The sequence below is a fragment of the Uliginosibacterium sangjuense genome (assembly GCF_059132465.1).
The window spans coordinates 3,666,981-3,690,562 of the sequence record NZ_CP101132.1 but is presented as its reverse complement, the minus strand read 5'-3'; the positions used below and the strand labels follow the sequence as shown (position 1 = coordinate 3,690,562).

The following is a 23,582-nucleotide window of genomic DNA, read 5'->3' as shown; positions in this document are numbered from 1 at the left end:
ACAAGGTCGAGAAGGTTGAGTTGTGAATTTCGTTCGTGTGCGGCCAGCCATTTTTCCAAGAAGCATCAATGGATTTGACGCAGTTCGACAAGCCTTGGGTAAAAGATAGATTGCGCTCTTATGGCGGTGAGCCGCGATTTGAATCTGTGACTTGCGAGTTTGTGCCTGGCGACGAATTGGAATTTGATGCTGATGTAGTAAAAATAGATGAGAAAGGCGCGGAGTCTTGCGTGGCATTGCTAATTCGATCCAGAAGACCCGGCCTGTGTTCCTAATCGAAAACAACGACTATATCTCTGTTACTGCCTATCTGGATGGATTTGGATACCGGCCTTACCAATGGACAAATTCACAATTGCATAATATGCAAGGTGCCTCGACGAATTGTATTTACTCGGCGCAATCGCATATCGACGAAATGAAAATCAGACCCTTATAGAACAGTTGTCAGCGGACTTCACCAGTTTTGATAATTTGAACAGGGTTCAATGGAATGACCTATACGGAGCAGGATGACTTCTCTGAGAAGGACGCTGTTATATCAGCAATGCTAGATCGCATTCGTCGCGCGGGACTACCGATAGATATTGCAGGCGCGTTGGTCCTTGAAATTGGTGGCGCGGGTGGTGTGCTCGGAGGATTGATATCAGGCTCTGCAAGGAAAACCATTGTCACCGATATAGTTGATGTGCAGGTGCAGTACGGTGGGCAGTTTCCCAAGCTCCTGAAGGAAAAATTTGAACGGAATGGGCGTTCGCTGGATTTGTCCCGCATTGAGTTTCATGCAAACGACGCCATGGACCTGCCGTATCGGGATGGTTTGTTCGACGTGGTGTTGTCAAACAATGCGTTTGAACATATTCCGGACCCTTTCCAGGCGCTGCGCGAAGTACTGCGAGTGCTCAAAACTGGAGGACTGGCTTATATCACATTTGATCCAGTCTGGACTGCGGATACCGGGAATCATTTCAGCCACTATGTCAAGGAACCTTGGGCGCATCTGTTGCAAGACACGGATGAATTCGTTGCCAACATGCGTAAGGCCGGCGCCGCCGAGTGGGAAGTCTCAGACTTCATATATGGGCTGAATCGGGTGCCCTGCAGTGAATACAAAAGGCGATTTGTCGAGGTATTGGAAATGGCCGGTGTAGCGAATTTTAAGATTGATTCATGGTCCGGATGTGTGAATGCTGCTGATGAGAAACATCTGAACCGAATGGCTGCCTCGTCAAAGCTTCGCTGCAAAGAAGAGGATCTTCTGGTACGAGGGTTCTATGTCGCAATTCAAAAGTGATAGATGCCAGTCATTTGTACGTTGAGAAATAATAGAGAAACAGATCATGAATAGTAACAATAGAGTGCTCTGGCCAATTTTCGGCGCCCTTTTGGTGATAGCGTACTTCTCGCCAATATTTTTGCTTGACAAGACGTTCGGCTCGGATGGGCAGTTTGCCGCCTACGGTCAGGGATTCTCGCTTTGGTCGGGTGACTGGGCGGCGGGCTGGCCAATTATCGCGGACGTGGTGTCGATGCCAATCTACCCGGTTCGTTTGATCATGCACGCAATCGGCGCCTCCTTCAGCCTGTTTGTGTTGTCCGCGTACCTAATAGGCTATGTAGGGGCGTATTTATTCCTGCTTCGCCGGCACCAATCAGGCGTAGCCTGTTTTGGGGCACTTGTTTTTGTCTTGGGCGGCTGGATGATGACGCACTTGGCACATACCTCGATGATCCACAGCGTCGTCTGGCTTCCGTGGCTTTTGTATGGAGTAGAGCTGTCTTTGTCAAGAGCGAGGGGCCCTGTACAACTTGGCTTGCTTTCAGTGGCTTTGGCGACGGCAATGGCGTTCCTCGCCGGCCATCTGCAGGTCGTACTGTATGCATTAATTCTTACTGTGACATATGGCATTTTCATTGCCATTGAACTGAAAAACCTCCGCGCCTTGGCTGCGGTTCTGGTTGCCCTGGCTTGTGGCATTGGAATGGCATTCCCCATGCTGCTGCCGATGTCCGAGTTGGTTTCTTACACTTTCAGAGAGACCATGGATGCAACCAAACTGTTTGAGTATTCACTTTCAATCAAAGAACTGCCGGGGTTGTTCTTGCCTCTGGTATTTGGGTCTACACCGCATGGTTGGTTTGCTCAGGAATATATCAAGCCTGTCTATGCCGGTGAAACACTGTTCTATATCCCTACAGCTGTCGTCCTTCTATCTTTTATAGCATCATTTGCCAAAGTTAAAGACTCGGCCCATATAAAATTCTGGTTGGTTGTTGTTGTTGTTGCAATCTGCTTTTCCTTTGGGGACGCAATACAGCCCTTCGGTTGGATTACACAAAGTACGCCTTTGTTAAACAAGTTCCGGGCACCATCCCGTCACTTGCTTGAGGTAAGTCTGGGCTTGAGTGTTCTATCTGCGTACGGCCTTCAGTCTGTACTAGACGGCAAAAATGCCACCTCTATAGTCAAGGGAATAGTCCTGTTTGTATTTCTTACACTTATCTCAATCGGTGTTGTTGTGTTTGCACCGAGCTCGCTGGTTCAACGCGAAGGTTTGGGTTTGCTCCACAAGCCAGTGGTCGTTGCAGTCATGTTTTCTTTGCTGGTTGTAATCTGTACCGTTTTTATAGCCCGGGTTAATGTTGGCGGACCGGTTAAGCTCTTGTTGGTTGCAGCATTGCTTCTACCTCAATGCGCCTTTGTCGGCTATCAATTTCCCTGGTTCATCTATGCTCCTGGAAATCAGGAAAAGCTTGTTGAGCCGGAATGGGCTCGCGACTTCAGTGGCCAGATTGGTAGAAATTTCCGTGTACTTGGCATGGATGGATGGCAGTCACACGTCTTTGAGCCAGACCAGAGCCGACAGTTCGGCTTGAGGGCATTAGGTTGGTATGGCCCTCTGATTAACAGACCCATGTCGGAATTGTCGGGCGTTACAAACGGGGGTTGGACAAGGAGAGAGCCGTTACAGTTAACGAGTCGAGGCTTTGACATTCTTTCAGTTAAATACATCAGCGTTAGAACAAACGAGCTAGAGAGCCTGAATCTTGATAAGACAAGATGGAGGTACGTCAAGGCGTATGGAGATGAAGTTGTATTCGAGAATTTATTTGTTCTACCTCGAGTGCGGGTAGTTTGCAATCTTTCCTTCTTAAAGGACGAAAACGCGCTACTGACAGCGATTCACTACAGGAATGCCAGCACAGTTTCTCTGGACGAGAGTGCGTTGCTAATTGGTGACAGCGGTGGCGCTGTTCTGGGCGATGACAAGTGCAAAGGGGTGGCGGTCATCGAAAGCGAATCGCCGAACTCAATGAAGGTTTTGACAAACTCATCGACAGAAGCGTTTCTTGTCGTGGCGGATACTTGGTATCCAGGATGGCGGGCATGGGTAAATCAGCGGTCGGCAGATGTACTTCGCGTTAATCACGCAATCCGCGCTGTACCCATTGGCAAGGGGCTGAGTACGGTAGAAATGAACTACGTACCCAATTCGTTCTTGACTGGAGTATTGGCTGCCGTGGTTTCACTGGTTATGTTAGTGGCGTTGATATGCCTTTTTCCAACCAGATGCGCAGTAATGGATGGTGAAGAGAACCACGCAATCAGTGATTGATGATTGAAGAATGTGAATGGGTATTTGTAGAACAAAACTGAGTAAGTGGTTATCGCATCCTGTTTTGTGGCGATAGCCCACGCTTAAGTATAGTCCGAGCAAAGAGAAGTCTTTGTTGTTTTAAGGAATAGGGATGAACGCGAATAACTCTGGGGTTGTTCTGGCAATTGTTGCTCCATGTTTTAATGAGCAGGATGTGTTAAAGACCTCCGCGTCAAAGCTCATCTCTTTGCTGGATGATCTCGCCGAGTCCGGAAAGTGCGATAAGCGAAGTTTCGTGCTATTTGTAGATGACGGATCATCTGACGATACTTGGAATATTATCCAGGCATCGGTTCAAGGAGGGTGCGGTTATATTCGAGGGTTGCGTCTCGCACGAAATGCAGGCCATCAGAATGCACTTTTGGCAGGGCTTGCATATGTAACTGGAAAGTGCGACGCCGCGATCAGTATTGATGCGGATCTACAAGATGATTTGTCTGCCATACCAAGAATGATTGATGATTTCAAGGAAGGTTCAGAGATTGTTTTAGGGGTCAAGAGAACGCGAGACTCTGATTCAGTATTCAAAAATGTGACAGCAAAAATTTTCTATAAGTCCATGCGCGCAATGGGCGTCGATTTGTTTGAAAATCATGCCGACTGTCGGCTGATGTCTTCTAAGGTTTTGCACAGCCTCTCGCTTTTTCCAGAAAAACTCGTGTTTTTGCGAGGACTTCAACCGTTGCTTCACAGTAAGATTTCGACGGTTTCCTACGATCTCAATCCGAGAATGGCTGGGAAGAGTAAATATACACTCCGCAAGATGTTTGCATTGGCTTGGAATGGCGTAACTTCATTTTCGATAGTTCCGTTAAGGATTATCACTTGGCTTGGCGCTGTGGTGTCAATTGCTTCATCGTTGTTAGCGCTCTACGCATTGGGTGTTGTGTGCTTGGGGAGAGCATTGCCCGGATGGGCGTCTGTTACCGTTCCGCTTTACTTGCTTGGCGGTGCGCTGATGCTATCAATAGGAATCGTCGGAGAGTATGTTGGTAAGATATATATGGAGGTAAAGTCAAGGCCCAGGTATCTGGTAGATAGCGTACTGACTCCAGATTGATTTTCTTCGCCAGTGTCTTTGTTGGTTGGCGTGGGGGTGTTATTAAAACTATTTCCCACGGAGTAGCGTCGGTGCCAACTTTTGCTGGCGCGGTGGATGTGTTTTCTATGTGGGCTAGACGCAGATGAGATTATTATTGTTTGTTTTGTATGTATTTGTGAGCTGCTGCGGGCTCTATCTAATTAAGGCTGCTGCTACGTGGAAATCGTATTCATTTTTGTTTGGCTTTTTTCTTTATGCATTTGGGGCGTTGCTATGGATGGTGGTGCTTAGGCTGATGCCGCTTTCTGTCGCTTTTCCTGTTGCCTCCGGCGCTATAATGGTGGGTAGTATTCTTGCAGGCTATTTTTTACTTTCAGAGCCAATTTCAGTTGTTCATATTGTTGGCGTGGTTTTGGTTCTTTCAGGTATCGTTTTGATAACTGTAGATAAATAGGTTTTTGTAAATGAATGATCTTATTGAGAAGCAGCGAGAGCATTTTAACGGAATTGCGGATGCTTATTACTCGGCCAGGAAAAACCCAAATCACCTTTTGCTTAAGCATCTGATATGGGAGTCGTTCGCCTCAAGAAATAGATCCGAATTTACAAATGCCACCAGTGTTCTCGAGCCTATGTGCGGCATGGCTGAAGGGCATGAAATAGTTTCCAAGTACTTTATCGCCGGATTGAAGTACTCTGGTTTTGACTACAGTGAAAATATGGTTGAAATCGCCCGGCGTGCGAATCCGGGTCTGGATATTCGTTGGGGCGATGTTACGGCATATAAGCCTGATGGCGATTTGTTTGATCTGGTTGTGTTGATTGGTGGGCTTCATCACGTCTACTCCCGGGCCGGTGAGGTTGTGAGAAATTTGAATTCTGCGATTTTACCCGGTGGATTGTTCTTGAGTTTTGAGCCGACCCATAATAATTTTATTTCTAGGTGGGTGCGGCGGAAAATTTACGCTAATAATTCTTTTTTTGATGACGACACCGAGCAGGGCTTTAACTACGAAGATTTGAATCGAATGTTCTCTGATGCCGGATTGGTTAAGGTTGATGAGGTATTTCCTGGTTTGTTGGCCTATGTTCTTTATTATAACCCTGATGCGTTTCCTGGTTTGAACAGGGGTGGGGCTTTTGTTGTGAGAACTCTGTTCTATTTTGACAGGTTGTTTTGGTCAAACTGGATCGGTAAAAAGCTTTCTTTCGCTACGATTAGCTTGTGGAAAAAATCATAGATTGCGTGGCATCATTGAATTGTGTGTTTGCGCCGAACTTTTTGATGAGAGCGAACTCGTGATCGCATATTGTTGTTTATGTGATGTATATATTATGTATCTTGGGAGGGGCGGGTTGTGAGAATCGCGGTTGTGACGGGGGTTACAGGCCAGGACGGCGCGTATTTGAGTGAACTATTGTTGGAGAAGGGTTATAGGGTTTATGGCACCTTCCGCCGCACAAGTTCAGTGAATTTCTGGCGAATGGAGGAGTTGGGCGTTCACAAGCACCCCAACCTTCATCTGGTCGAGTATGACCTGACTGATTTGTCTTCCAGTATTCGCTTGCTGCAAACGACGGGCGCAACCGAGGTTTACAACCTCGCCGCACAGAGCTTTGTTGGTGTCTCGTTCGAGCAGCCGATTACGACTGCCGAGATCACTGGTGTGGGCGCAGTGAATCTGCTGGAGGCGATTCGTATCGTCAATCCGAAGACCCGCTTCTACCAGGCATCCACGTCCGAGATGTTCGGCAAGGTACAGGCAATTCCGCAAGTTGAATCCACGCCTTTCTATCCGCGCAGCCCTTATGGGGTGGCGAAGCTATATGCACACTGGATGACGGTGAATTACCGGGAGTCCTACGATATCTTTGGCTGCTCGGGAATTCTGTTCAATCACGAGTCCCCGCTGCGCGGCCGCGAGTTCGTTACGCGTAAGATCACCGACTCGGTGGCCAAGATCAAGCTCGGTAAACTTGATCTGCTGGAACTGGGAAATATGGACGCCAAGCGCGACTGGGGTTTCGCCAAGGAATACGTCGATGGAATGTGGCGCATGCTGCAGGTGGATGAACCGGATACTTATGTGCTGGCCACCAATCGAACCGAGACGGTGCGAGATTTCGTGTCCATGGCATTCAAGGCAGTGGACGTTGAACTGGATTGGAGTGGCGCGGCGGAGAATGAGAAAGGCGTTTGCCGCAGGACGGGCAAGACGCTGGTGCGTGTGAATCCTAAGTTTTATCGCCCGGCCGAGGTTGATCTGCTGATTGGCAATCCGGCCAAGGCCAAGGAGAAGCTGGGCTGGGAGCCCAAAACGACTTTGGAAGAATTGTGCCTCATGATGGTTCAGGCCGATCTGCGCCGTAACGAAACTGGTTTCTCATTCTGAGCATGACACTGCAGCGTGCGTTGGTGACGGGCCTTGATGGTTTCACGGGGTATTACATGGCTCGTGAGCTGGAGGTGGCGGGATGGGAAGTCCACGGGTTTGGTGGCCGGCCTTCTAATTTTCCGCGGCACCGGGTGCTTGATCTGGATGACAGCCAGGGTTTGCGGGAAATGGTGGCGGAGGTTCAACCGCAGGCGGTCATCCACCTAGCAGGCGTGGCCTTTGTGGGGCATGGAAACGCCAAGGCGTTTTATGACGTGAACCTAGTGGGCACGCGCAATCTGCTTGAAGCGCTGGCGGCGGAGGCAAAGGCTCTGGATTGTGTGCTGTTGGCGAGTAGCGCCAACATCTATGGAAATTCAACCGCCGGGGTGATTTCCGAGACCGTGGCTCCATCTCCGGCTAATGATTATGCGGTCAGCAAGCTGGCAATGGAGTACATGGCGCGGTTGTGGACGGAGAAACTGCCCATCGTCATCGCGCGGCCTTTTAATTACACTGGAATAGGCCAAAGCGAGAGTTTCTTGATTCCCAAGATCATCTCGCATTTTCGCCGCGGCGCCCGGGAGATTGAGTTGGGGAGCCTGGATGTCTTTCGCGACTTCAACGACGTTCGCGCCGTGGTGAATGCATATCGTCGCCTCATTGAGGCGGCCCCAGTGGGTGAGGCATTCAATGTGTGTTCCGGGCGCCTGACTTCTCTGCGTGATTTGATCTCGTTGTCAGAAAATCTGGCTGGGTATCAGATTGCAGTCAGGACGAATCCCGCTTTCGTTCGCGCCAACGAGGTGCGTTCCCTGTGCGGCAACGCAGATAAGTTGCGTAGCGTCATCGGTGATTGGTCCGTACCTCCCTTGGAAGAGACATTGGCTTGGATGTACCACGCGCCTCGATGAAGTTGATCTTTGGGGCGGATGCGATTCGCCCGCCCCTGACGGGCATTGGTCGCTACGCATTCGAGTTGGCTCGGCGCTTCCGCCAGGCGGACGAGTTCAGCTCGGTGCGTTACTTGATGGGACATCGTTTGTATGCGGATCTGCCAGCCCTTGATTCACCGCCTGGTGGAGGCGGTTGCCCGCGCTCGCTGACGCCCCTCTTGCTGAAGAGCGACATGACGGTCGAAATTTATCGTGCTGTGTCGTCTCGCCTAAAGCGCCGTCTCCTTAAGAATCATGCTGACTATATCTTCCATGGGCCGAATTATTACGTGCCGCCTCATGCAGGACCCTGCGTGTCGACATTCCATGATTTGTCTATCTTCCGACATCCCGAGTGTCATCCGGCGGAGCGGGTGCGCTACATGCGCAAGGAGCTTCCCTTGGCCATTGAGCGTAGCAGCGTATTGATCTGCGATTCCGAGTATGTCCGGCAGGAGATCATTGCGGAATTTGGTTTGTCTGAGGCCCGGCTCCGAGTGGTGCCCTTGGCATGTGATCCAGTGTTTCGGCCTCGGGCCGTTTTGGAGATGCAGAACGTTCTCTCAGCGCATGGGCTTCGTCCGCGCGGCTATGCGCTCTTCGTCGGTACGGTTGAGCCCCGTAAGAATCTGATTTCCTTGTTGGATGCATACGAGCGAATTCCGCTGGGGTTGCGTGGAAATTATCCACTCGTGATCATCGGTTTCGACGGGTGGGGCGGCGCTGACCTACATGAACGTCTCGCGCGTGCCCGAGCTGCCGGATGGGCGCGATACTTGGGCTATGTTTCTTCTGGCGATCTGCCTGTCATATTCTCGGGCGCGCGGGTTTTCGCTTTCCCATCACTGTATGAGGGCTTCGGCCTGCCCGCGCTGGAGGCTATGGCGTCAGGGGTGCCTGTGGTGTGCTCCAACACGTCTTCACTTCCCGAGGTGGTCGGAGAGGTTGCTGCTATGCACCACCCTTTGGATGTGCCAGCATTGACCAATGCATTAGAGCGAGCCCTTGAGGATGATGATTGGTGCCGAGAGGCCGCGGCTGCAGGACCGGTACGTGCGGCACAGTTTTCCTGGGATCGGACAGCGTGTGAAACGATGGCGGTGTTTCGGTCGCTTTCATAACTTCAATCTTGAGATCCCCTTTTCGGGTTCCGCATATGGCGAATAGATCGTCTGATTCCGTGCTGACGGACCGTCCCTTGCGTGTACTGCAGGTCTACCGCACTTATTACCCCGAGACACAAGGGGGGTTGCAGGAGGCGATCCTGCAGCAGTCACGAGGGTTGTGGCGTGCTGGCGCGGAGTGTGACGTATTTGCCTTGGCGAAGCGCCCGCTGCCCGAGCGCATTCATACGTCAGAAGGGAGTATCTACCAGGCGAGAAGCATCCTGGAGATTGCTTCGTGCGACATGGCGTCTCCACGCACGCTGCTCTCGTTTAGACGTCTTGCTGATAATTATGACGTTATCAACTTCCACTATCCGTGGCCGTTTGGGGATTTGCTTGCGCTTACTGGTGCCGCTGGCAAACCCTATATCATTACTTATCATTCGGATATCGTTCGACAGAGGTCCATCGAGCTACTCTATGCGCCCTTGCGGCAGCGTTTCTTCTCGAAAGCCAAGGCGGTCGTGGCGACCTCCCAGGTCTACGCGCTTACCAGTCCGTTTCTGACCAAGCTTCGCAAGCCGATCGAAGTTATTCCTCTTGGCATAGATCCCGACGCCATTCCGCCTGGGGACGAGGTGCTCAAGGCGCGTTGGTCAAGGCGCTTCGCTATGCCATTCTTCCTTTTCGTTGGTGTGTTGCGGTACTACAAGGGGCTTGAGTTCCTGATTGCTGCGGCACGCATCAGTGGTACTCAAGTCGTGATCGCGGGGGATGGGCCGGAACGTGATAGGCTCAAACGTCTCGCTGAAGGGGCGCCGAACGTGCATTTCCTCGGTCACATCAGCAATGAGGATAAGTTTGCGTTGCTTTCCGTAGCTTGTGGGGTGGTATTTCCTTCGCATTTGCGGGCGGAGGCCTTCGGTGTGACGCTCCTAGAGGGGGCCATCTCTGGGCGACCCCTGATTTCTACCGAAATTGGCACAGGGACTTCGTTCGTCAATGTTCATCGTCAGACCGGGCTCGTTGTTCCGCCCGGCGATCCGGTTTCGCTAGCGAATGCCATGATGTTGTTAGTCGAACATCCGGAAGAGGCGAGAAAAATGGGGCTGGCCGCGCGCAAGCGGTGCCTGGAGTTCTTCCACGCGGATGATGTGGGCCGGCGCTATTTTGAGCTCTACTCAAGGGTCAGCGGACGTTCGGTGTCCGGCGACCCTCGTGCCGAGACTGCTGAGTCCTTGTCCGTGCGCCAGGCCGCCCTCGGCCCCTGACTTACCCAGACTGAGCCTTGGGTGCCCGGCGGCGGCGAATGCAGCATGCTCGGTGCGGGCGCATGTGTGGAGTCGAAGAGGGATGCGGTATAGTCCCGCCTGCCATCGAGACGGTGCCGTGTGCTTGGGTTAAGGAGCGCACGCACCCCCTCTTACTGATTGGGCGCTCCATTCAGGCTCAGGTTTCGATGCGCTCGGTAGATGCAATGAATCCACACAAGACACTCAGCATTCATCCGCGGGACCTCCTTCATTCGCTGGTCGCGCATCGGCGCCTGATTTTCGAACTCACTTTGCGTGAAGTTGTTGGGCGCTATCGCGGATCGTTCTTCGGCGTCGCCTGGGCAGTGCTGTACCCGCTGCTAATGTTGTCGGTTTATACCTTCGTGTTCGGTTTTGTCTTCAAGCCGCGCTGGGGAAGTGTAGGGGGCGAAATTTCGATGATTCAGTACTCGGTGCTGCTCTACACCGGGCTGCTGGTATTTAACATTTTTTCAGAGGCCGTTAACAAAGCACCTTTGTTGGTGGTGTCGCATGCCACCTACGTAAAGAAAGTGGTATTTCCCCTGCATATTCTTGCCCCTGTGTGTGTGGCGGGGGCTCTGGTCAATGCCGGCATTGGCTTCTGCTTGTTACTGGCGTTGCAGCTTGTGGTGAATCACTCGTTGCCGCTTACGGTGTTGCTGCTGCCCCTCGCCTTGCTGCCTCTTGTGGTAGCTGTACTTGGTTGCGTGTGGCTGTTGTCTTCAGTAGGCGTCTTTATCCGGGATTTAGGTCAGGTTGTTGGAGTGGCGTGTTCGATCCTGATGTTCATGTCACCGCTGTTCTACCCAGTATCCGCGCTACCGGCTGCTCTGCAGCCTCTCATGTTGCTCAATCCTCTTGGGTACGTCATCGAGGAGATTCGGGGCGTCCTGACTTACGGTTATGGACTACGTTGGCAGGCTTGGAGCATCAGCATGGTGGGGAGTCTGCTATTCGCTTGGTTGGGCTATGCCTGGTTCCAGCGCACCCGAAAGTGGTTTGCAAATGTCGTCTGAGAATACTTCGGTAGGCACCCAGGCCGCGATCGAGGTCAGGAATCTTGGCAAGTGTTATCACATCTTTCGCCGTCCCGCCGACATCATCCTGCATTGCCTGAGGGTATTACGTACTCGCTTGACTGGAAGGCCTTTGCGCAAGGCCTACTCGGAGTTCTGGGCGCTTCGATCCGTGACGTTTTCTATTGCCAAAGGGGAGACGGTCGGCATCATCGGCAAGAATGGGTCTGGCAAGTCCACCCTGTTGCAGATGATCTGCGGGACTTTGCATCCCGACGAGGGCGAAATTGCGATTCATGGCAAGGTGGCTGCGCTGCTTGAATTGGGCGCGGGCTTCAATCCAGAGTTCACTGGCCGCGAGAATGTCGCGTTGAGTGCGGCTATCTACGGGTTGTCGAAGACACAGATCGAAGAGCGTTTCGAGCGAATCGTGAAGTTCGCAGATATCGGCGAACATATCGATCAGCCTGTAAAAACATATTCCAGCGGTATGTACGTCCGCCTGGCCTTCGCTGTTATCGCCCACGTAGATGCAGACATCTTGGTTGTCGATGAGGCATTGGCTGTTGGTGACGCCTTCTTTGTGCAGAAGTGCATGCGGTTCTTGCGCGCTTTTATGAAGCACGGAACGGTGTTGTTTGTCAGTCATGACACTTCTGCAGTGCTTGGATTGTGCAGCCGCGCCATTTGGCTGGATCGTGGAGCGGTGCGGGGCATCGGGCCGGCGAAGGAGATTTCCGATGCTTACCTGACTGAGCAACTGGTTTCCATGAACAGTCTGGCCTCGGCAGATAGCGTGGAGCCGGGCGACAAGCCCGCAGGGCCACCGGACGCGAAGGTTGGCAATGTGCTTACGCAGCCATCGGGGCAAGCTTTGCGCAAACGCGACATGCGCCTGGACTTTCTCAATTACTCCAAGTATCGCAATGATATTGAGATTTTTGAGTTTGATCCGGACTCTCAGGCCACAGGACTGGAGGGGGCGTTGATCCGCAACGTCCAGATCGAGGATGAATGCGGGCTGCCGTTATCAGCCGCGGTGGGGGGCGAGACGGTGACGCTCGCTGTCGAATGCCTGGCAGTACAAAATATCGTGAGCCCTATCGTGGGCTTCTTGGTGCGGGATCGCTTAGGGCAGTACCTGTTCGGAGACAACACGTTTCTGTCGCATCTTTCCAGCAGGGTCGAATTTGCGGCGGGGAGCGATTTCAGCGCCTGCTTCGAATTTGTCATGCCGATTCTTCCCCCTGGTGACTACAGCATTACCGTGGCGATTGCTGAGGGCACTCAGGAAGATCACGTCCAGCATCACTGGGTGCACGATGCACTCGTATTCAAGTCGGTGTCGTCGTCCGTTTCTCACGGGCTCGTCGGTTTGCCGATGAACCGCGTCTTCTTTCGCTGAAGCACCTCACAGAGAGTAGTAGTCGTATGACAAACGATTCTAGCAGCTTGCCGTTCTCCACGCCCGCGGGTCTGTTGCTCAATGTGGAGCTGCCTGCGCAGCCGAGTGCTTGGTTTGGGCATGTCGCATTTGCAACCTGGCTGGTTGATGTGCTTCGGCCACAGCGCATCGTAGAGCTGGGGGCGCACTTTGGGCACTCGTACTTCGCCATGTGCGAGGCGGTCAAGGCTTTGGGGGTGGGGTCCAAATGCTTCGCGGTGGATACATGGGAGGGTGACGCGCATGCTGGCTCTTATGCCGAGCATGTGTATGAGTCAGTGCGCGCGCGCAACGAGCGAGACTACAGTGCATTTTCGACTCTCTTGCGTGAGACATTCGACGATGCGAGAAAGCGCTTCTCGGCCGGTGAGGTGGACCTTCTCCATATTGACGGTTTGCATACCTACGAGGCAGTGCGGCATGACTTCGAGACTTGGCTTCCTGTTTTGTCTGAGCGGGCGGTAGTCCTCTTTCATGACATCACGGTGCGCGCGGACGGCTTTGGTGTCTATCAGTTCTGGGAGGAATTGAAGGCCCGCTATCCCTGGTTCGAGTTTCCGCATTCCTCGGGCCTTGGGGTCGTCTTGGTCGGTACCGGTTTTCCTGAAGCGCTGCGCGCGCTTGTCGCAAGCTCCACGAAGCCCGAGGAGAGTGCAACTTGTCAGGCATTCTTTGAGCAGATTTCCTCGCGCTACCAATTGGCCTGGCGCATCACGCAATTCGAGCGCCATTGTGGTGAGCAGACCCAGACCATTGAAAAACAGGCCAAAGAGATCCGGGAGCTCGTGATAGAAAATCAGCATCTTCGTTCCCTTTGGCCATATCGGGCGTGGGTCCTGGTGCAATGCGTTCTGCGAAAGTTTGGCTTCCGCCGCGCTTGAGAATTAGTTTGGAAATGATATTGTGATCAGAAAATGTATTGATGCGCTCTACCGTGTACTTTGTTATTACGACCAGTATGGTGGTCGCGCAACGGGCGCATTGTTGTTCCGTAAGCTGACCGGACGGGGCGAGAGCCCAGGGCAGGACGCCGCGGTTAGAAAGGCCTCGAGTGTCCAGTCTGCAAGCGAACTGATCAACAATCGGTTTCCAGCGCTTGCACCATTGCGGGTGTTTCCAGACCCCGGTGAGGGGCGTCGCATCAACATCGTTACCGATAGTGTGGGGGCGAGCAGCCTGTTCGGAGGAGTCGGGACAGCGCTGATCCTGGGGGCGCTTCTTGCTCAGCGCACTCAGTCGTCGTTACGCATCGTCACACGCACCGACAGGGCCGATGCGAGCGCGGTGGGGGCACTTTTGCAAGCCAATGCAGTTAGGTTCGATGGCGCCATCGAATGCATCTTCGCGCCTTATTACGACAAGAGGTATCAACTGGGACTGCGAGATAACGATCGCTTCGTTACGACGTCTTGGTGGACTACGGCCGCTACCCTCGCCGCCATACCCTTGGAGCGCGTTACTTATTTGCTGCAGGAAGATGAACGCATGTTTTATGCGGCCGGTGACGAGCAGTTGCGTTGCGAGCAAGTCATGCGGACACCCGGCCTCAGGACACTGGTCAATACTTCCCTGTTGATGCGACATCTCTGCGAGTCTGGCCTTGAGCGTCTGGAGACCGACGGCCTCTCCTTCGAGCCCGCATTTTCGCGAGAACTGTTCCACCGTAGGCCACGCCAAGCCGGTGCACGTCGTCGCTTGGTTTTCTATGCGCGGCCCAACAATCTGCGCAATCTCTTCTTCCTGGGTATCGATGTGCTCGACAAGTGTGTTCGCGATGGTTCTCTGAACACGCGGGAATGGGAGATCGTGTTTGTCGGCAAAGACATCCCTGAACTTCGCTTTTCAGATGGGACGAGCCCTCAGATCAGGCAGGGGCTTAGTTGGGGACAGTATGCCGAGTTGGTTGGCTTGGTCGATGTCGGCTTATGCCTGATGGCGACTCCGCACCCCAGCTATCCTCCTTTCGATATTGCAGTCAGTGGCGGTTACGTGGTCACCAACACCTGGGGCTGTAAGGGCGATCTGAGCAACTATTCAAACCGCATTATTACCGCCGAGCCTGAAGTGGATGCCCTCGCCCAGGCGCTAACGGGGGTGCTGAAGAAGTTCACTGCTGTGGGCGATGCGCCTCCTCTGCAGGACGTGCCGAGTAAGCTTGCGGCAAACTGGACACAGGCTTTCGATTCGGTGATTGAGGTCCTGGAGGCTCGATTTGTTTGAGGCGTTTGTCAGCCCTGCCGACTATCTTGAGCCATGGGCGCAAGACCTGCCATCCCGGTTCCGGATGCTGACCAATCGAGTGCGGCGGGTGGCCTATTTCTACGAGAAGGCCGACAACAGTACTTTTCGTTATCGCGTCTACAATATGGCGCAGGTGCTCAATGAAGCGCCAGACGGTAAGGACTGGTCGGCCGCGTATTTCTTCCTTGATGACATTGAGTACGCGGAGGAAATTGCCAAGGCGGCTGACCTGCTGGTGATCTGTCGCGTTCGTTACGATCATCGGGTGGCACGGCTGATCAATGCTTTCCGTCTGCGCGGGAAAAAAGTGGTATTCGACGTCGATGACATGGTTTTTGATGTCAATTATGCCCATCTCATTCTCGATACGCTGAACCAAGATCTGGACAACCCCAGGGTATGGGACGACTGGTTCGCCTATTCCTCGCGAATCGGACAGGTTCTTGCTCTGTGCGATGCTGCAATTACCACCAATGCTTATCTGGGTGAGAAAATACGCCGCCATTCAGGGCTCGACGTATTCATCATTCCTAATTTCATGAACCGGGAGCAGTTGGCGATCTCAGACTGCATCTTCGACCACAAGTCGCGTAGCGGTTTCCGCCGCACTCGAGATGTCTGTTTTGGTTATTTCAGCGGCTCGCCTTCGCACAATCGTGACTTCGCCCTGGTCGTTCCTGCGCTAGGGCGTTTGCTGGCGAATTTTGAGCAGGCAAGGGTGGCTGTGGTTGGTTTTATTTCTATACCTCCAGAGCTGCAGAAATATGGTGATCGAGTCGTCAAATACCCTTTTCACGACTACGTCAACCTGCAGCGTTTGATCAGTGTGGTGGATTTCAACCTAATGCCGCTGCAGAACAACGATTTTACTAACTGTAAATCGGAATTGAAGTTCTTTGAGGCGGCTGCAGTGGGAACAAACAGCATTGCTTCACGCAGTTTTACCTACGCCGGCTCTATCTCGCATGGCGAATCGGGATATCTTTGCCACGATCATGAGTGGGAACGCTGGCTCACTGCAGTCATGATGGAAGAGTTCGACTATGCGCGGATGGCCTGCTTGGCACGTGAAGCAGTTAGGACCAAGTATGGCTGGGAGTCGCAGCGGGCGTGCATCGAACGCGTACTGGGGGCACTTGCATGACGCCTTCCGTCTGGGCCGTGATCGTCACTTTCCACCCTGATCGTTCGGAGCTGGCGCGTTTGGTAGCGGCCTTGCAATCCCAGGTTGGGCGAACGGTGGTGGTCGATAACGGTTCCGACGAGTCGGTTCGAGATTGGGTTGGTCAGTCGCAGGTTGATTTCGTCGCACTCGGTGACAATCTTGGTATCGCAGCAGCGCAGAATATCGGTATTCGGCGGGCGATGGAGGGCGGTGCGACGCATGTTGTGCTGTTCGATCAGGACAGCGTACCAGCAGAAGGTATGGTTGCTGCTCTGTATGCTGCAGCCGTGCGTCTCGTCGAAAGCGGTATTAAGGTGGCGGCGGTTGGCCCGCGTTACCTAGATTCGCGCCAGCACAACGACATACCGTTCATTCGAATAGAAAATTTTAGGGTGGTGCGAGGCCAGTGCTTCGGTGCGCAGGATGTCCAGTCTGTCGATTATTTGATCTCCTCAGGCTGCCTCATCCCCGTCGATGCAATTGAAGCGGTTGGTGGCATGGACGATAGCCTGTTCATCGACTACGTGGACATTGAGTGGGGGCTGCGGGCTGGAATGCGCGGTTACCAGTCTTTCGGCCACTGCGGTGCGTTCATGCATCATCAGCTAGGTGACGAGCCCGTTTTGTTCTTGGGGAAACGATATCCTGTCCATTCGCCGTTGCGCCATTATTATCACTTTCGTAATGCCGTCCGGATGTATCTGTGGCATGGTTTGCCCTTGATGTGGAAACTTGTCGATGGCTACCGACTCGTGCTGAAGTTTTTCTTCTATTCGCTGATGACAGCTCCACGAGCTAGACATTGCGGCATGATGTTGCTGGGCATAGTCCACGGAGTGCTCGATAGAGGCGGGCGAATTAGATAAGCATGAAACTGTCTGTCAGTATCGTAGTGTTTCGTTCGGATGTAGCCAAACTACAGGCTACGATATCGAGCTTGCGCGTTGCCTTTGCCTTGCTGTCTGAGGCTGTGCCTTCCGCAGCGCTGCAGATCGTTTTCGTCGATAACGACAACGAACCGCAGATGCCCGCTTATCTGGACGATGCTGGCGATCTTCCGGTGATTCTCGTGCGTGGTCATGGCAATGTTGGCTACGGAGCAGGGCACAACTTCGCGCTGCCTCATGTGGGTGACTACCACTTGGTCCTCAATCCAGATGTCGAGTTGAAATCGGATTGCCTCGTGCATGCAGTCCGTTTCATGGCCGACCACTCCGACGTTGGATTATTGTGCGCCTATGGACAGGATGATGCGGGTCGGGCCCTGAATCTGTGCAAACGGTATCCCACCGTATTGGATCTGTTTCTGCGTGCCTTCGCTGCCGATTGGATACGCTCTCGCTTTGCCGAACGACTCAGTCGCTATGAATTCGGCGATATGGTGGATCAGGAGGCTGTGTTCGATCCTCCACTGGTGAGCGGTTGCTTCATGTTCTTTCGCGGCAGCGTATTTCGTGAGGTCCACGGTTTCGATCCGAACTTTTTCCTCTATTTCGAGGATTTCGATATCAGCCGCCGGGCTTCTCTGCGTGCGCGCCTAGCCGCCGCCAAGTCGATTTCTATCGTCCATCATGGCGGTGGTGCGGCCAGAAAAGGCGTGCGACATATCATTATGTTCGTCAACTCCATGTGTAAGTTCTTCAATCGCTACGGATGGCGCGCCTGGTAGAGCAGGCGTTGGCTTCCCAAGGGACGTTTATGCCAAACCGGGTTCTGGTGACTGGAGCGAGTGGCTTCATTGGAGCTCGTGTATGCGCGTACCTGGAACGTGAAGCGCTGGCTGTCCGCAAGCTGAGCCGGACGCCGTTGTACGGCGAGGATGTTGTGCTTGGAGCGCTCGACGATGAGGAACTGCTGCGAGCTGCCGTGGCAGATTGTGATGTGGTCGTACATTGTGCTGGTGTCGCTCACGCGTTCAAAGGGGGGGCTGCAGAAATCGAGCGGGCCAATTTCCGCATCAATTGCGAGGCTACGCTCCGGCTGGCGCAATTCGCGGAACAGGCTGGCGTCCGCCGTTTCGTGTTCTGTTCCAGTGTGAAGGCAGGTGGCATGTCTGGAGGTGATCGTGCAGACGAGAGCTTCCAGGGGCCATTCGACGGCAGTTATGCTCTGGCCAAACGACAGGCGGAAATTGGGCTTGCCGAACTGGCGGAACGCTCCAACCTTTCTGTCGTATCCTTGCGATTGGCGATGGTCTATGGGCCAGGAGGAAAGGGAAATCTCGAGCGGATGCTGCGCATGGTGCGTGCCGGTCATTTTCCTGCACTACCGGAAACGCACAATCATCGCTCGCTCGTGCATATTGACGATGTCACCGATGCGATTCTGCTGGCGAGCATGCAAACGGATGCCAAGGGCTGTTACATCGTGGCGCATCCCGAGGCGCCGTCAGGGCGAGGAATCTACTTGGCGATGAGGGCGGCGCTGGGGATGCCCCGGCCCCGCTACTACCTGCCGGAATCCATACTACGCACGGCTGGATATGCTGGCGACATTGCAGAGAGGCTGACCTCTCGTGTGATGCCTTTTTCTAGTCAGGTAGTTTCTCGCTTACTTGATTCCGCCTGGTATTCGTCCGATAAGATCCAGAGAGAACTTGGGTGGTCGCCACGGGTCGATTTATATACTGGGATAGCAGATCTCGTTGCGGCAGGTGCTGCCGGTTGATCCTTCGTGTTTCATCCTACGGTTCTGGAGTGAGCTGATTGGCAATCGACATGTTCGCAGTCATAGCCTTTGTTGCATCTGCTGCACTGAGTGCGGTCATCATCCTTGTGCTTTTGAGTAGCGGGCTGGCTAGTGTTGCACTTGACAAGCCGAATGAGCGTTCAATGCATACAACCACGACGCCCCGCTCGGGCGGAGTGGGGGTATTGCTGGCCGTGGCTGTAGTGTCGGCGCTAATAGGTGTGACGGGACAGCCTCTGTGGGCGGGCGCCATAGCACTCGCCTTGGGAGGGCTGTGTATTTGGGATGACCGCTGTGGGCTGGGTGTTGTGCCGCGCCTGATAGCTCAATTGACGGCGAGTGCTGGCCTGATCATTGTAGTTGGGGGTGGGGGGGCTGCGTACGTAATACTCGTACTGTTGCTATTGACATGGTCAACGAACCTCTACAATTTCATGGACGGCTCAGATGGCATGGCTGGTGGCATGGCTCTGGTGGGTTTTTCGACCTTTGCACTGGCGGCTCCTGGTGATGTCATCGCTCTGTTAGCCTGGGCGGTGGCGGGGGCGGCGCTAGGTTTCTTGCTGTTTAACTGGAGTCCAGCGCGTATCTTCTTGGGAGACTGCGGATCGGTGCCAATGGGTTTCTTGGCTGGGGCCTTGGGACTGATTGGTACGATCAACGGTGTTTGGCCTGCATGGTTTCCTTTGTGGGTATTTTCTGCATTCCTGATGGATGCCAGTCTGACGTTGGCCAAGCGGATCCTGCGTGGTGACGCCTTCTGGCGGCCACATCGCGAGCATTACTATCAACGTCTGATCCGTATGGGGTTGAGTCATCGTTGGGTGGCCGCGGCTTGGATGATTTGGTCGGCGCTTATTGGGGCGCTGGCGCTTGGCTTGCGCAAGGCTGATCATGCTTGGCTGGCTTGCCTGTTGCTGCTGTGCATCTATGCCGTGTTGGCGCGGCTGATAGATAAGCGTTGGGAGAGGTATCAAGATGCGCATGCTTCCGTCCCGGCTTGATACAGGGCAGTTTTCTCTGCGCGCGATGCTCGTACTGGCCTTCGATGTGCTGGCCGTACTCGGGTGTTGGGCCTTCAGTTACGCCTTGCGATTCAATTTCGCTGTGCCAGAGGAGTTCGCGGCGTCCGGCCTGCAGGCGGCGCTGTGGGTTTTGCCGGTGCATGCGCTGATGTTCTGGTTGCTCGGTCTGTACAAGGGCATCTGGATCTTCGCCAGCCTGCCCGACTTGATCCGTATCGTGCGTGCGGTGGTGAGCGCTGCCATCCTGACCATGCTGCTGGTCTTCCTGTTCCGGGCGACACCGGCGGTGCCGCGCTCGGTCTTCATCCTCCACCCCTTCCTGCTGATCGTCGTCATGGGCGGCGCGCGCGTGGCTTACCGGGCGTGGAAGGAGCACCAGCGCTGGGGGGCGCTGGTGGCGGCAGGCAAGCCGGTGATCCTGCTCGGCGCCGGAGCTGCCGGCATGCAGATGGCGCGCGAGCTGTGCCGCAGCGCCGAATGGCGGCTGGTGGGGGTGCTGGATGACGACCCCAGCAAGAAAGGGCGCGAACTGCTGGGCTTCCGCATCCTCGGCGGGTTGGCGGACCTGGGGCGCGTGGCGGAACAGATGAAGGTCCGCCATGCCATCATCGCCATGCCCTCGGCCGGGCCGCAGGTGCACAAGCGCGCCATGACGGCCTGCGTGCAGGCGGGGGTCAAGGCGATGGTGCTGCCCGGCCTGGAAGGCATGATCCGCCCTGGCGACGCCACACCCAGCCTGCGCGAGGTGGATGTCGAGGACCTGCTGGGGCGCGAGCCGGTCCAGATCGACACCGGCAACGTGGGCCACATGCTGACCGGGCGGACCATCCTGGTGACCGGTGCCGGGGGCTCGATCGGTTCCGAGTTGTGCCGCCAGATCGCGCGTTTCCAGCCTGCCTCCCTGGTGGCCTACGAACTCAACGAGTACGCGCTGTACCGGCTGACCGAGGAGTTCGCCGCGCATTTCCCGCAGGTGCAGGTGATTCCGGTGGCGGGCGATGTGCGCGATGCCGCCTGGCTGCAGGACGTGTTCCGGCGTTTCGTGCCCGGCGTCGTGTTCCATGCCGCGGCCTACAAGCACGTGCCCTTGATGGAAGAGGCCAATGCCTGGCAGGCCGTGCGCAACAACGTACTGGGGACCTGGTGCGTGGCGCAGGCCGCCTTGGCCAGCGGGGTCGATCGCATGGTGCTGATCTCCACCGACAAAGCGGTGAATCCGACCAATGTGATGGGGGCCAGCAAGCGTCTGGCCGAAATGGTGTGCCTGGCGGCCCAGCGCGGCAGCCCGCATACCCGCTTCGAATGTGTGCGTTTCGGCAATGTGCTGGGCAGCGTGGGCAGCGTGGTGCCCAAGTTCCGCGAGCAGATCGCGCGTGGCGGGCCGGTGACCGTGACCCATCCCGAGATCACGCGCTACTTCATGTCCATTCCCGAGGCGGCCCAACTGGTGCTGCAGGCCGGGGCGATGGGCGAGGGCGGTGACATCTTCGTGATGGACATGGGCAAGCCGGTCCGGATCGTCGATCTCGCGCGCGACATGATTCGCCTGTCCGGGGCGACTGAGCACGAGATTCCCATCGAGTTCACCGGCCTGCGTCCGGGCGAGAAGCTCTACGAGGAACTGCTTGCCGATTCCGAGCTGACCCGCCAGACCCATCACCCCAAGCTGCGTATCGCCAAGGCGCGCGATGTGGATCCCGCCCTGGTGGATGAGGTCATTGCCTGGCTGCGGGCCGGGCAGGTGCGCACGCCGGGTGAGGTCAAGCGCGAACTGCGCAGGTGGGTACCGGAGTACGCGCCCGCCAGCCCGCGTGCGGATCTTCAGGTCGTCAGCCTTGCCAAGAGCCGTGCTTGAGTCTGGCGGAAGCATCTGGGCCATCGGTGACCTGCAGGGGTGCCTGAACCCCTTGCTTGCGTTGCTTGAACAAAGTGGTTTCAACCCGCAAGACCGCCTGTGGGTGGTGGGCGACCTCGTCAACCGCGGCCCGCAATCGGCCGAGGTGTTGCGCTTTCTGCGCAAGCTCGGACCGCGCTGCACGGCGGTGCTGGGCAACCACGACTTCTATTTGCTGGCCCTGGCTGCCGGCATGCCGCCGCGGCCGAGTGAGGGCGACACCCTGCACGATGTGCTGGACGCTCCGGATGCCGATGAGTTGATCGAGTGGTTGCGTTTCCGCCCCTTCCTGCATGTGGAGGGTGGCTGGGCGATGGTGCATGCGGGGCTGCTGCCGCAATGGAGCATCGACCAGGCCCTGGCCTTGGCCGGCGAAGTGGAGGCTCAGCTACGCGGGCCGCAATGGAAGGAATTCCTGCTCAATCTGTGGGGCGCCAAGCCGGTGCACTGGGAAGACGATCTCACCGGTTGGGACCGCTTGCGCGTGGTCGTGAATGCGATGGCGCGCATGCGCTTCCTGACGCCCGCCGGCGGGGTCGACGTCAAGACCAAGGGGCCACCGGAAAAGGCGCCGGCGGGCGCCGTACCCTGGTATGCCGCGCCCGAGGCGGCCTGGCGTAGCCATCGAATCGTCTGCGGGCATTGGTCCGCGCTGGGCTTCCGCGACATGGGCCAGGTCGTGGCCCTGGACTCGGGCTGTGTGTGGGGCGGGCAACTGACGGCCTACCGTCTGGACGACGGTGCGGTATTCCAGGTGGATTGCCCTGAGGCCTCGCCGCCGAGCGGCTGGGATTAGGTCGAAGGCCGACCAGAGGCCGGGATGACGGCCTCCCTGCGCACGCCGGCGCTAGGGAGTGAGATCCGGGCTCGCGCGTGCCTGCAGTGCGTGCCGCAGGCCCAGGCCATCAGCGATTTGCTGCCAACTCAGCTCTGACAGTTCGCGTCGGCCCAGTTCGGCCGACAGCGGGGCCAGCAGGCGTACTTCGGCGTGCAGCTGCGGCGCCCGCACGATGTTGCGCAGGCAGGCCCAGAACGTGATGTCCCCGTCGTAGGCTGGCGCACGGTCGGGCTGGCCATGTGCGTCGAGGTAGCGCAGCACGGCGGGCGCCACTGGCGCTGCCGCATCCACCGCCGACTGGAACAGTGCGCTCTTGAAGGGCAGCAGGCCGTGGCCGTCGGTGGTCGTCCCTTCCGGGAACACCACCACGCGTTCGCCGCCCTGCATGGTCTCGACCAGGGTCTGCGCGGTGCGCGCCGCGGCCGCCCGGCTGCCGCGCGCGATGAAGATGGTGCCGGTGTGCTCCACCAGCCAGCCGATCACCGGCCAGTCGCGCACCTCGTCCTTGCATACGAAGTGCGTCTCGGTGAGCGCATTGATGACGAAGATGTCCAACCAGGAAATATGGTTGCAGACGATCAGTGCGGGCTCGGGCAGCGTCATCGCGGCGGCTTGCAGGCGTACGCCCAGCACCTCCAGCAGACGCTGCGACCAGGCTCGCTTGACCGCACGGCGGCGGGTTTCGCTCCAGCCGGGAAAGCGGAAGCGCACGGTGTAGAGGCCGCCCAGCAGGTGGCCGGCAAGGCGCAGCAGGCGCCAGGCGGCGCGGCATTCGGCGGTGAAACGGGACGACACGGCGGGCCCAGTGGAGACTTCGGGCCGGCCAGTATAGCCCGCGCCCTGCGGGGAGTTCCGCAGG

Annotated in this window: 21 protein-coding genes and 1 pseudogene; 21 read left to right on the top strand and 1 reads right to left on the bottom strand. The window is 55.6% G+C overall.

Going from position 1 to position 23,582, the window contains the following annotated elements; genetic code table 11:
• Positions 1 to 493: 493 nt before the first annotated feature.
• The 21 genes and pseudogenes from NMB43_RS17020 to NMB43_RS16920 all read left to right on the top strand — a co-directional run bounded on the left by NMB43_RS17020 (position 494) and on the right by NMB43_RS16920 (position 22,681).
• On the top strand, positions 494 to 1,294 hold the full coding sequence (locus NMB43_RS17020) for a class I SAM-dependent methyltransferase (RefSeq protein ID WP_494349355.1): 801 nt from the start codon (positions 494 to 496) through the stop codon (positions 1,292 to 1,294).
• Between the two features lie 46 nt (positions 1,295 to 1,340).
• Positions 1,341 to 3,617 (top strand): hypothetical protein, encoded by a 2,277-nt coding sequence (locus NMB43_RS17015; RefSeq protein WP_494349354.1) that lies wholly within the window; start codon positions 1,341 to 1,343, stop codon positions 3,615 to 3,617.
• 133 nt (positions 3,618 to 3,750) lie between these two features.
• The gene (locus NMB43_RS17010) at positions 3,751 to 4,719 is read left to right on the top strand and encodes a glycosyltransferase family 2 protein (protein ID WP_494349353.1); all 969 of its coding nucleotides are present in this window, start codon (positions 3,751 to 3,753) and stop codon (positions 4,717 to 4,719) included.
• Between the two features lie 124 nt (positions 4,720 to 4,843).
• A complete protein-coding gene (locus tag NMB43_RS17005) occupies positions 4,844 to 5,155 on the top strand; it encodes a hypothetical protein (RefSeq protein ID WP_494349352.1) in 312 nt (103 codons plus the stop codon).
• A 10-nt stretch (positions 5,156 to 5,165) separates the two neighbouring features.
• Complete coding sequence (locus NMB43_RS17000) at positions 5,166 to 5,942, top strand: class I SAM-dependent methyltransferase (protein ID WP_494349351.1); 777 nt, start codon at positions 5,166 to 5,168, stop codon at positions 5,940 to 5,942.
• Positions 5,943 to 6,059: 117 nt separating this feature from the next.
• Entirely contained in the window at positions 6,060 to 7,094 is a 1,035-nt protein-coding gene (gene gmd / locus NMB43_RS16995; protein ID WP_494349350.1) for a GDP-mannose 4,6-dehydratase, read from the top strand.
• A gap of 2 nt (positions 7,095 to 7,096) precedes the next feature.
• On the top strand, positions 7,097 to 7,990 hold the full coding sequence (locus NMB43_RS16990) for a GDP-mannose 4,6-dehydratase (protein WP_494349349.1): 894 nt from the start codon (positions 7,097 to 7,099) through the stop codon (positions 7,988 to 7,990).
• A complete protein-coding gene (locus NMB43_RS16985; protein ID WP_494349348.1) occupies positions 7,987 to 9,132 on the top strand; it encodes a glycosyltransferase family 4 protein in 1,146 nt (381 codons plus the stop codon). The genes NMB43_RS16990 and NMB43_RS16985 overlap by 4 nt, the downstream gene beginning before the upstream one ends.
• A 77-nt stretch (positions 9,133 to 9,209) precedes the next feature.
• Positions 9,210 to 10,388: a glycosyltransferase gene (locus NMB43_RS16980; protein WP_494349347.1), complete on the top strand. Its 1,179-nt coding sequence runs from the start codon at positions 9,210 to 9,212 to the stop codon at positions 10,386 to 10,388.
• Between the two features lie 206 nt (positions 10,389 to 10,594).
• On the top strand, positions 10,595 to 11,428 hold the full coding sequence (locus NMB43_RS16975; RefSeq protein ID WP_494349346.1) for an ABC transporter permease: 834 nt from the start codon (positions 10,595 to 10,597) through the stop codon (positions 11,426 to 11,428).
• 193 nt (positions 11,429 to 11,621) lie between these two features.
• Positions 11,622 to 11,930: pseudogene (locus tag NMB43_RS16970) on the top strand (ABC transporter ATP-binding protein); the annotation flags it as partial.
• The gene (locus NMB43_RS16965; RefSeq protein ID WP_494352163.1) at positions 11,919 to 12,833 is read left to right on the top strand and encodes a Wzt carbohydrate-binding domain-containing protein; all 915 of its coding nucleotides are present in this window, start codon (positions 11,919 to 11,921) and stop codon (positions 12,831 to 12,833) included. The pseudogene NMB43_RS16970 and the gene NMB43_RS16965, both read left to right, overlap by 12 nt.
• 26 nt (positions 12,834 to 12,859) lie before the next feature.
• A complete protein-coding gene (locus tag NMB43_RS16960) occupies positions 12,860 to 13,753 on the top strand; it encodes a class I SAM-dependent methyltransferase (RefSeq protein ID WP_494349345.1) in 894 nt (297 codons plus the stop codon).
• Positions 13,754 to 13,775: 22 nt separating this feature from the next.
• A complete protein-coding gene (locus NMB43_RS16955; RefSeq protein ID WP_494349344.1) occupies positions 13,776 to 15,092 on the top strand; it encodes a rhamnosyltransferase WsaF family glycosyltransferase in 1,317 nt (438 codons plus the stop codon).
• Positions 15,085 to 16,257 carry a glycosyltransferase family protein gene (locus tag NMB43_RS16950; protein WP_494349343.1) on the top strand — a complete coding sequence of 391 codons (1,173 nt, stop codon included), beginning with the start codon at positions 15,085 to 15,087 and terminating at the stop codon, positions 16,255 to 16,257. The genes NMB43_RS16955 and NMB43_RS16950 overlap by 8 nt, the downstream gene beginning before the upstream one ends.
• Positions 16,254 to 17,144: a glycosyltransferase family 2 protein gene (locus NMB43_RS16945; RefSeq protein ID WP_494349342.1), complete on the top strand. Its 891-nt coding sequence runs from the start codon at positions 16,254 to 16,256 to the stop codon at positions 17,142 to 17,144. The genes NMB43_RS16950 and NMB43_RS16945 overlap by 4 nt, the downstream gene beginning before the upstream one ends.
• Positions 17,145 to 17,146: 2 nt before the next feature.
• Positions 17,147 to 17,947 carry a glycosyltransferase gene (locus NMB43_RS16940; protein WP_494349341.1) on the top strand — a complete coding sequence of 267 codons (801 nt, stop codon included), beginning with the start codon at positions 17,147 to 17,149 and terminating at the stop codon, positions 17,945 to 17,947.
• On the top strand, positions 17,932 to 18,945 hold the full coding sequence (locus NMB43_RS16935) for an NAD-dependent epimerase/dehydratase family protein (RefSeq protein WP_494349340.1): 1,014 nt from the start codon (positions 17,932 to 17,934) through the stop codon (positions 18,943 to 18,945). The genes NMB43_RS16940 and NMB43_RS16935 overlap by 16 nt, the downstream gene beginning before the upstream one ends.
• A gap of 38 nt (positions 18,946 to 18,983) precedes the next feature.
• A complete protein-coding gene (locus tag NMB43_RS16930) occupies positions 18,984 to 19,970 on the top strand; it encodes an MraY family glycosyltransferase (RefSeq protein WP_494349339.1) in 987 nt (328 codons plus the stop codon).
• A 25-nt stretch (positions 19,971 to 19,995) separates the two neighbouring features.
• Positions 19,996 to 21,846 (top strand): polysaccharide biosynthesis protein, encoded by a 1,851-nt coding sequence (locus NMB43_RS16925; protein WP_494349338.1) that lies wholly within the window; start codon positions 19,996 to 19,998, stop codon positions 21,844 to 21,846.
• Positions 21,839 to 22,681, top strand: a complete 843-nt coding sequence (locus NMB43_RS16920) for a symmetrical bis(5'-nucleosyl)-tetraphosphatase (RefSeq protein ID WP_494349337.1) — start codon at positions 21,839 to 21,841, stop codon at positions 22,679 to 22,681. The genes NMB43_RS16925 and NMB43_RS16920 overlap by 8 nt, the downstream gene beginning before the upstream one ends.
• 51 nt (positions 22,682 to 22,732) lie before the next feature.
• On the opposite strand, the gene NMB43_RS16915 is transcribed toward NMB43_RS16920, so the two are convergent.
• Positions 22,733 to 23,518, bottom strand: coding sequence for a lysophospholipid acyltransferase family protein (locus NMB43_RS16915; protein ID WP_494349336.1), 786 nt, complete (start codon positions 23,516 to 23,518; stop codon positions 22,733 to 22,735).
• Between the last annotated feature and the right edge of the window lie 64 nt (positions 23,519 to 23,582).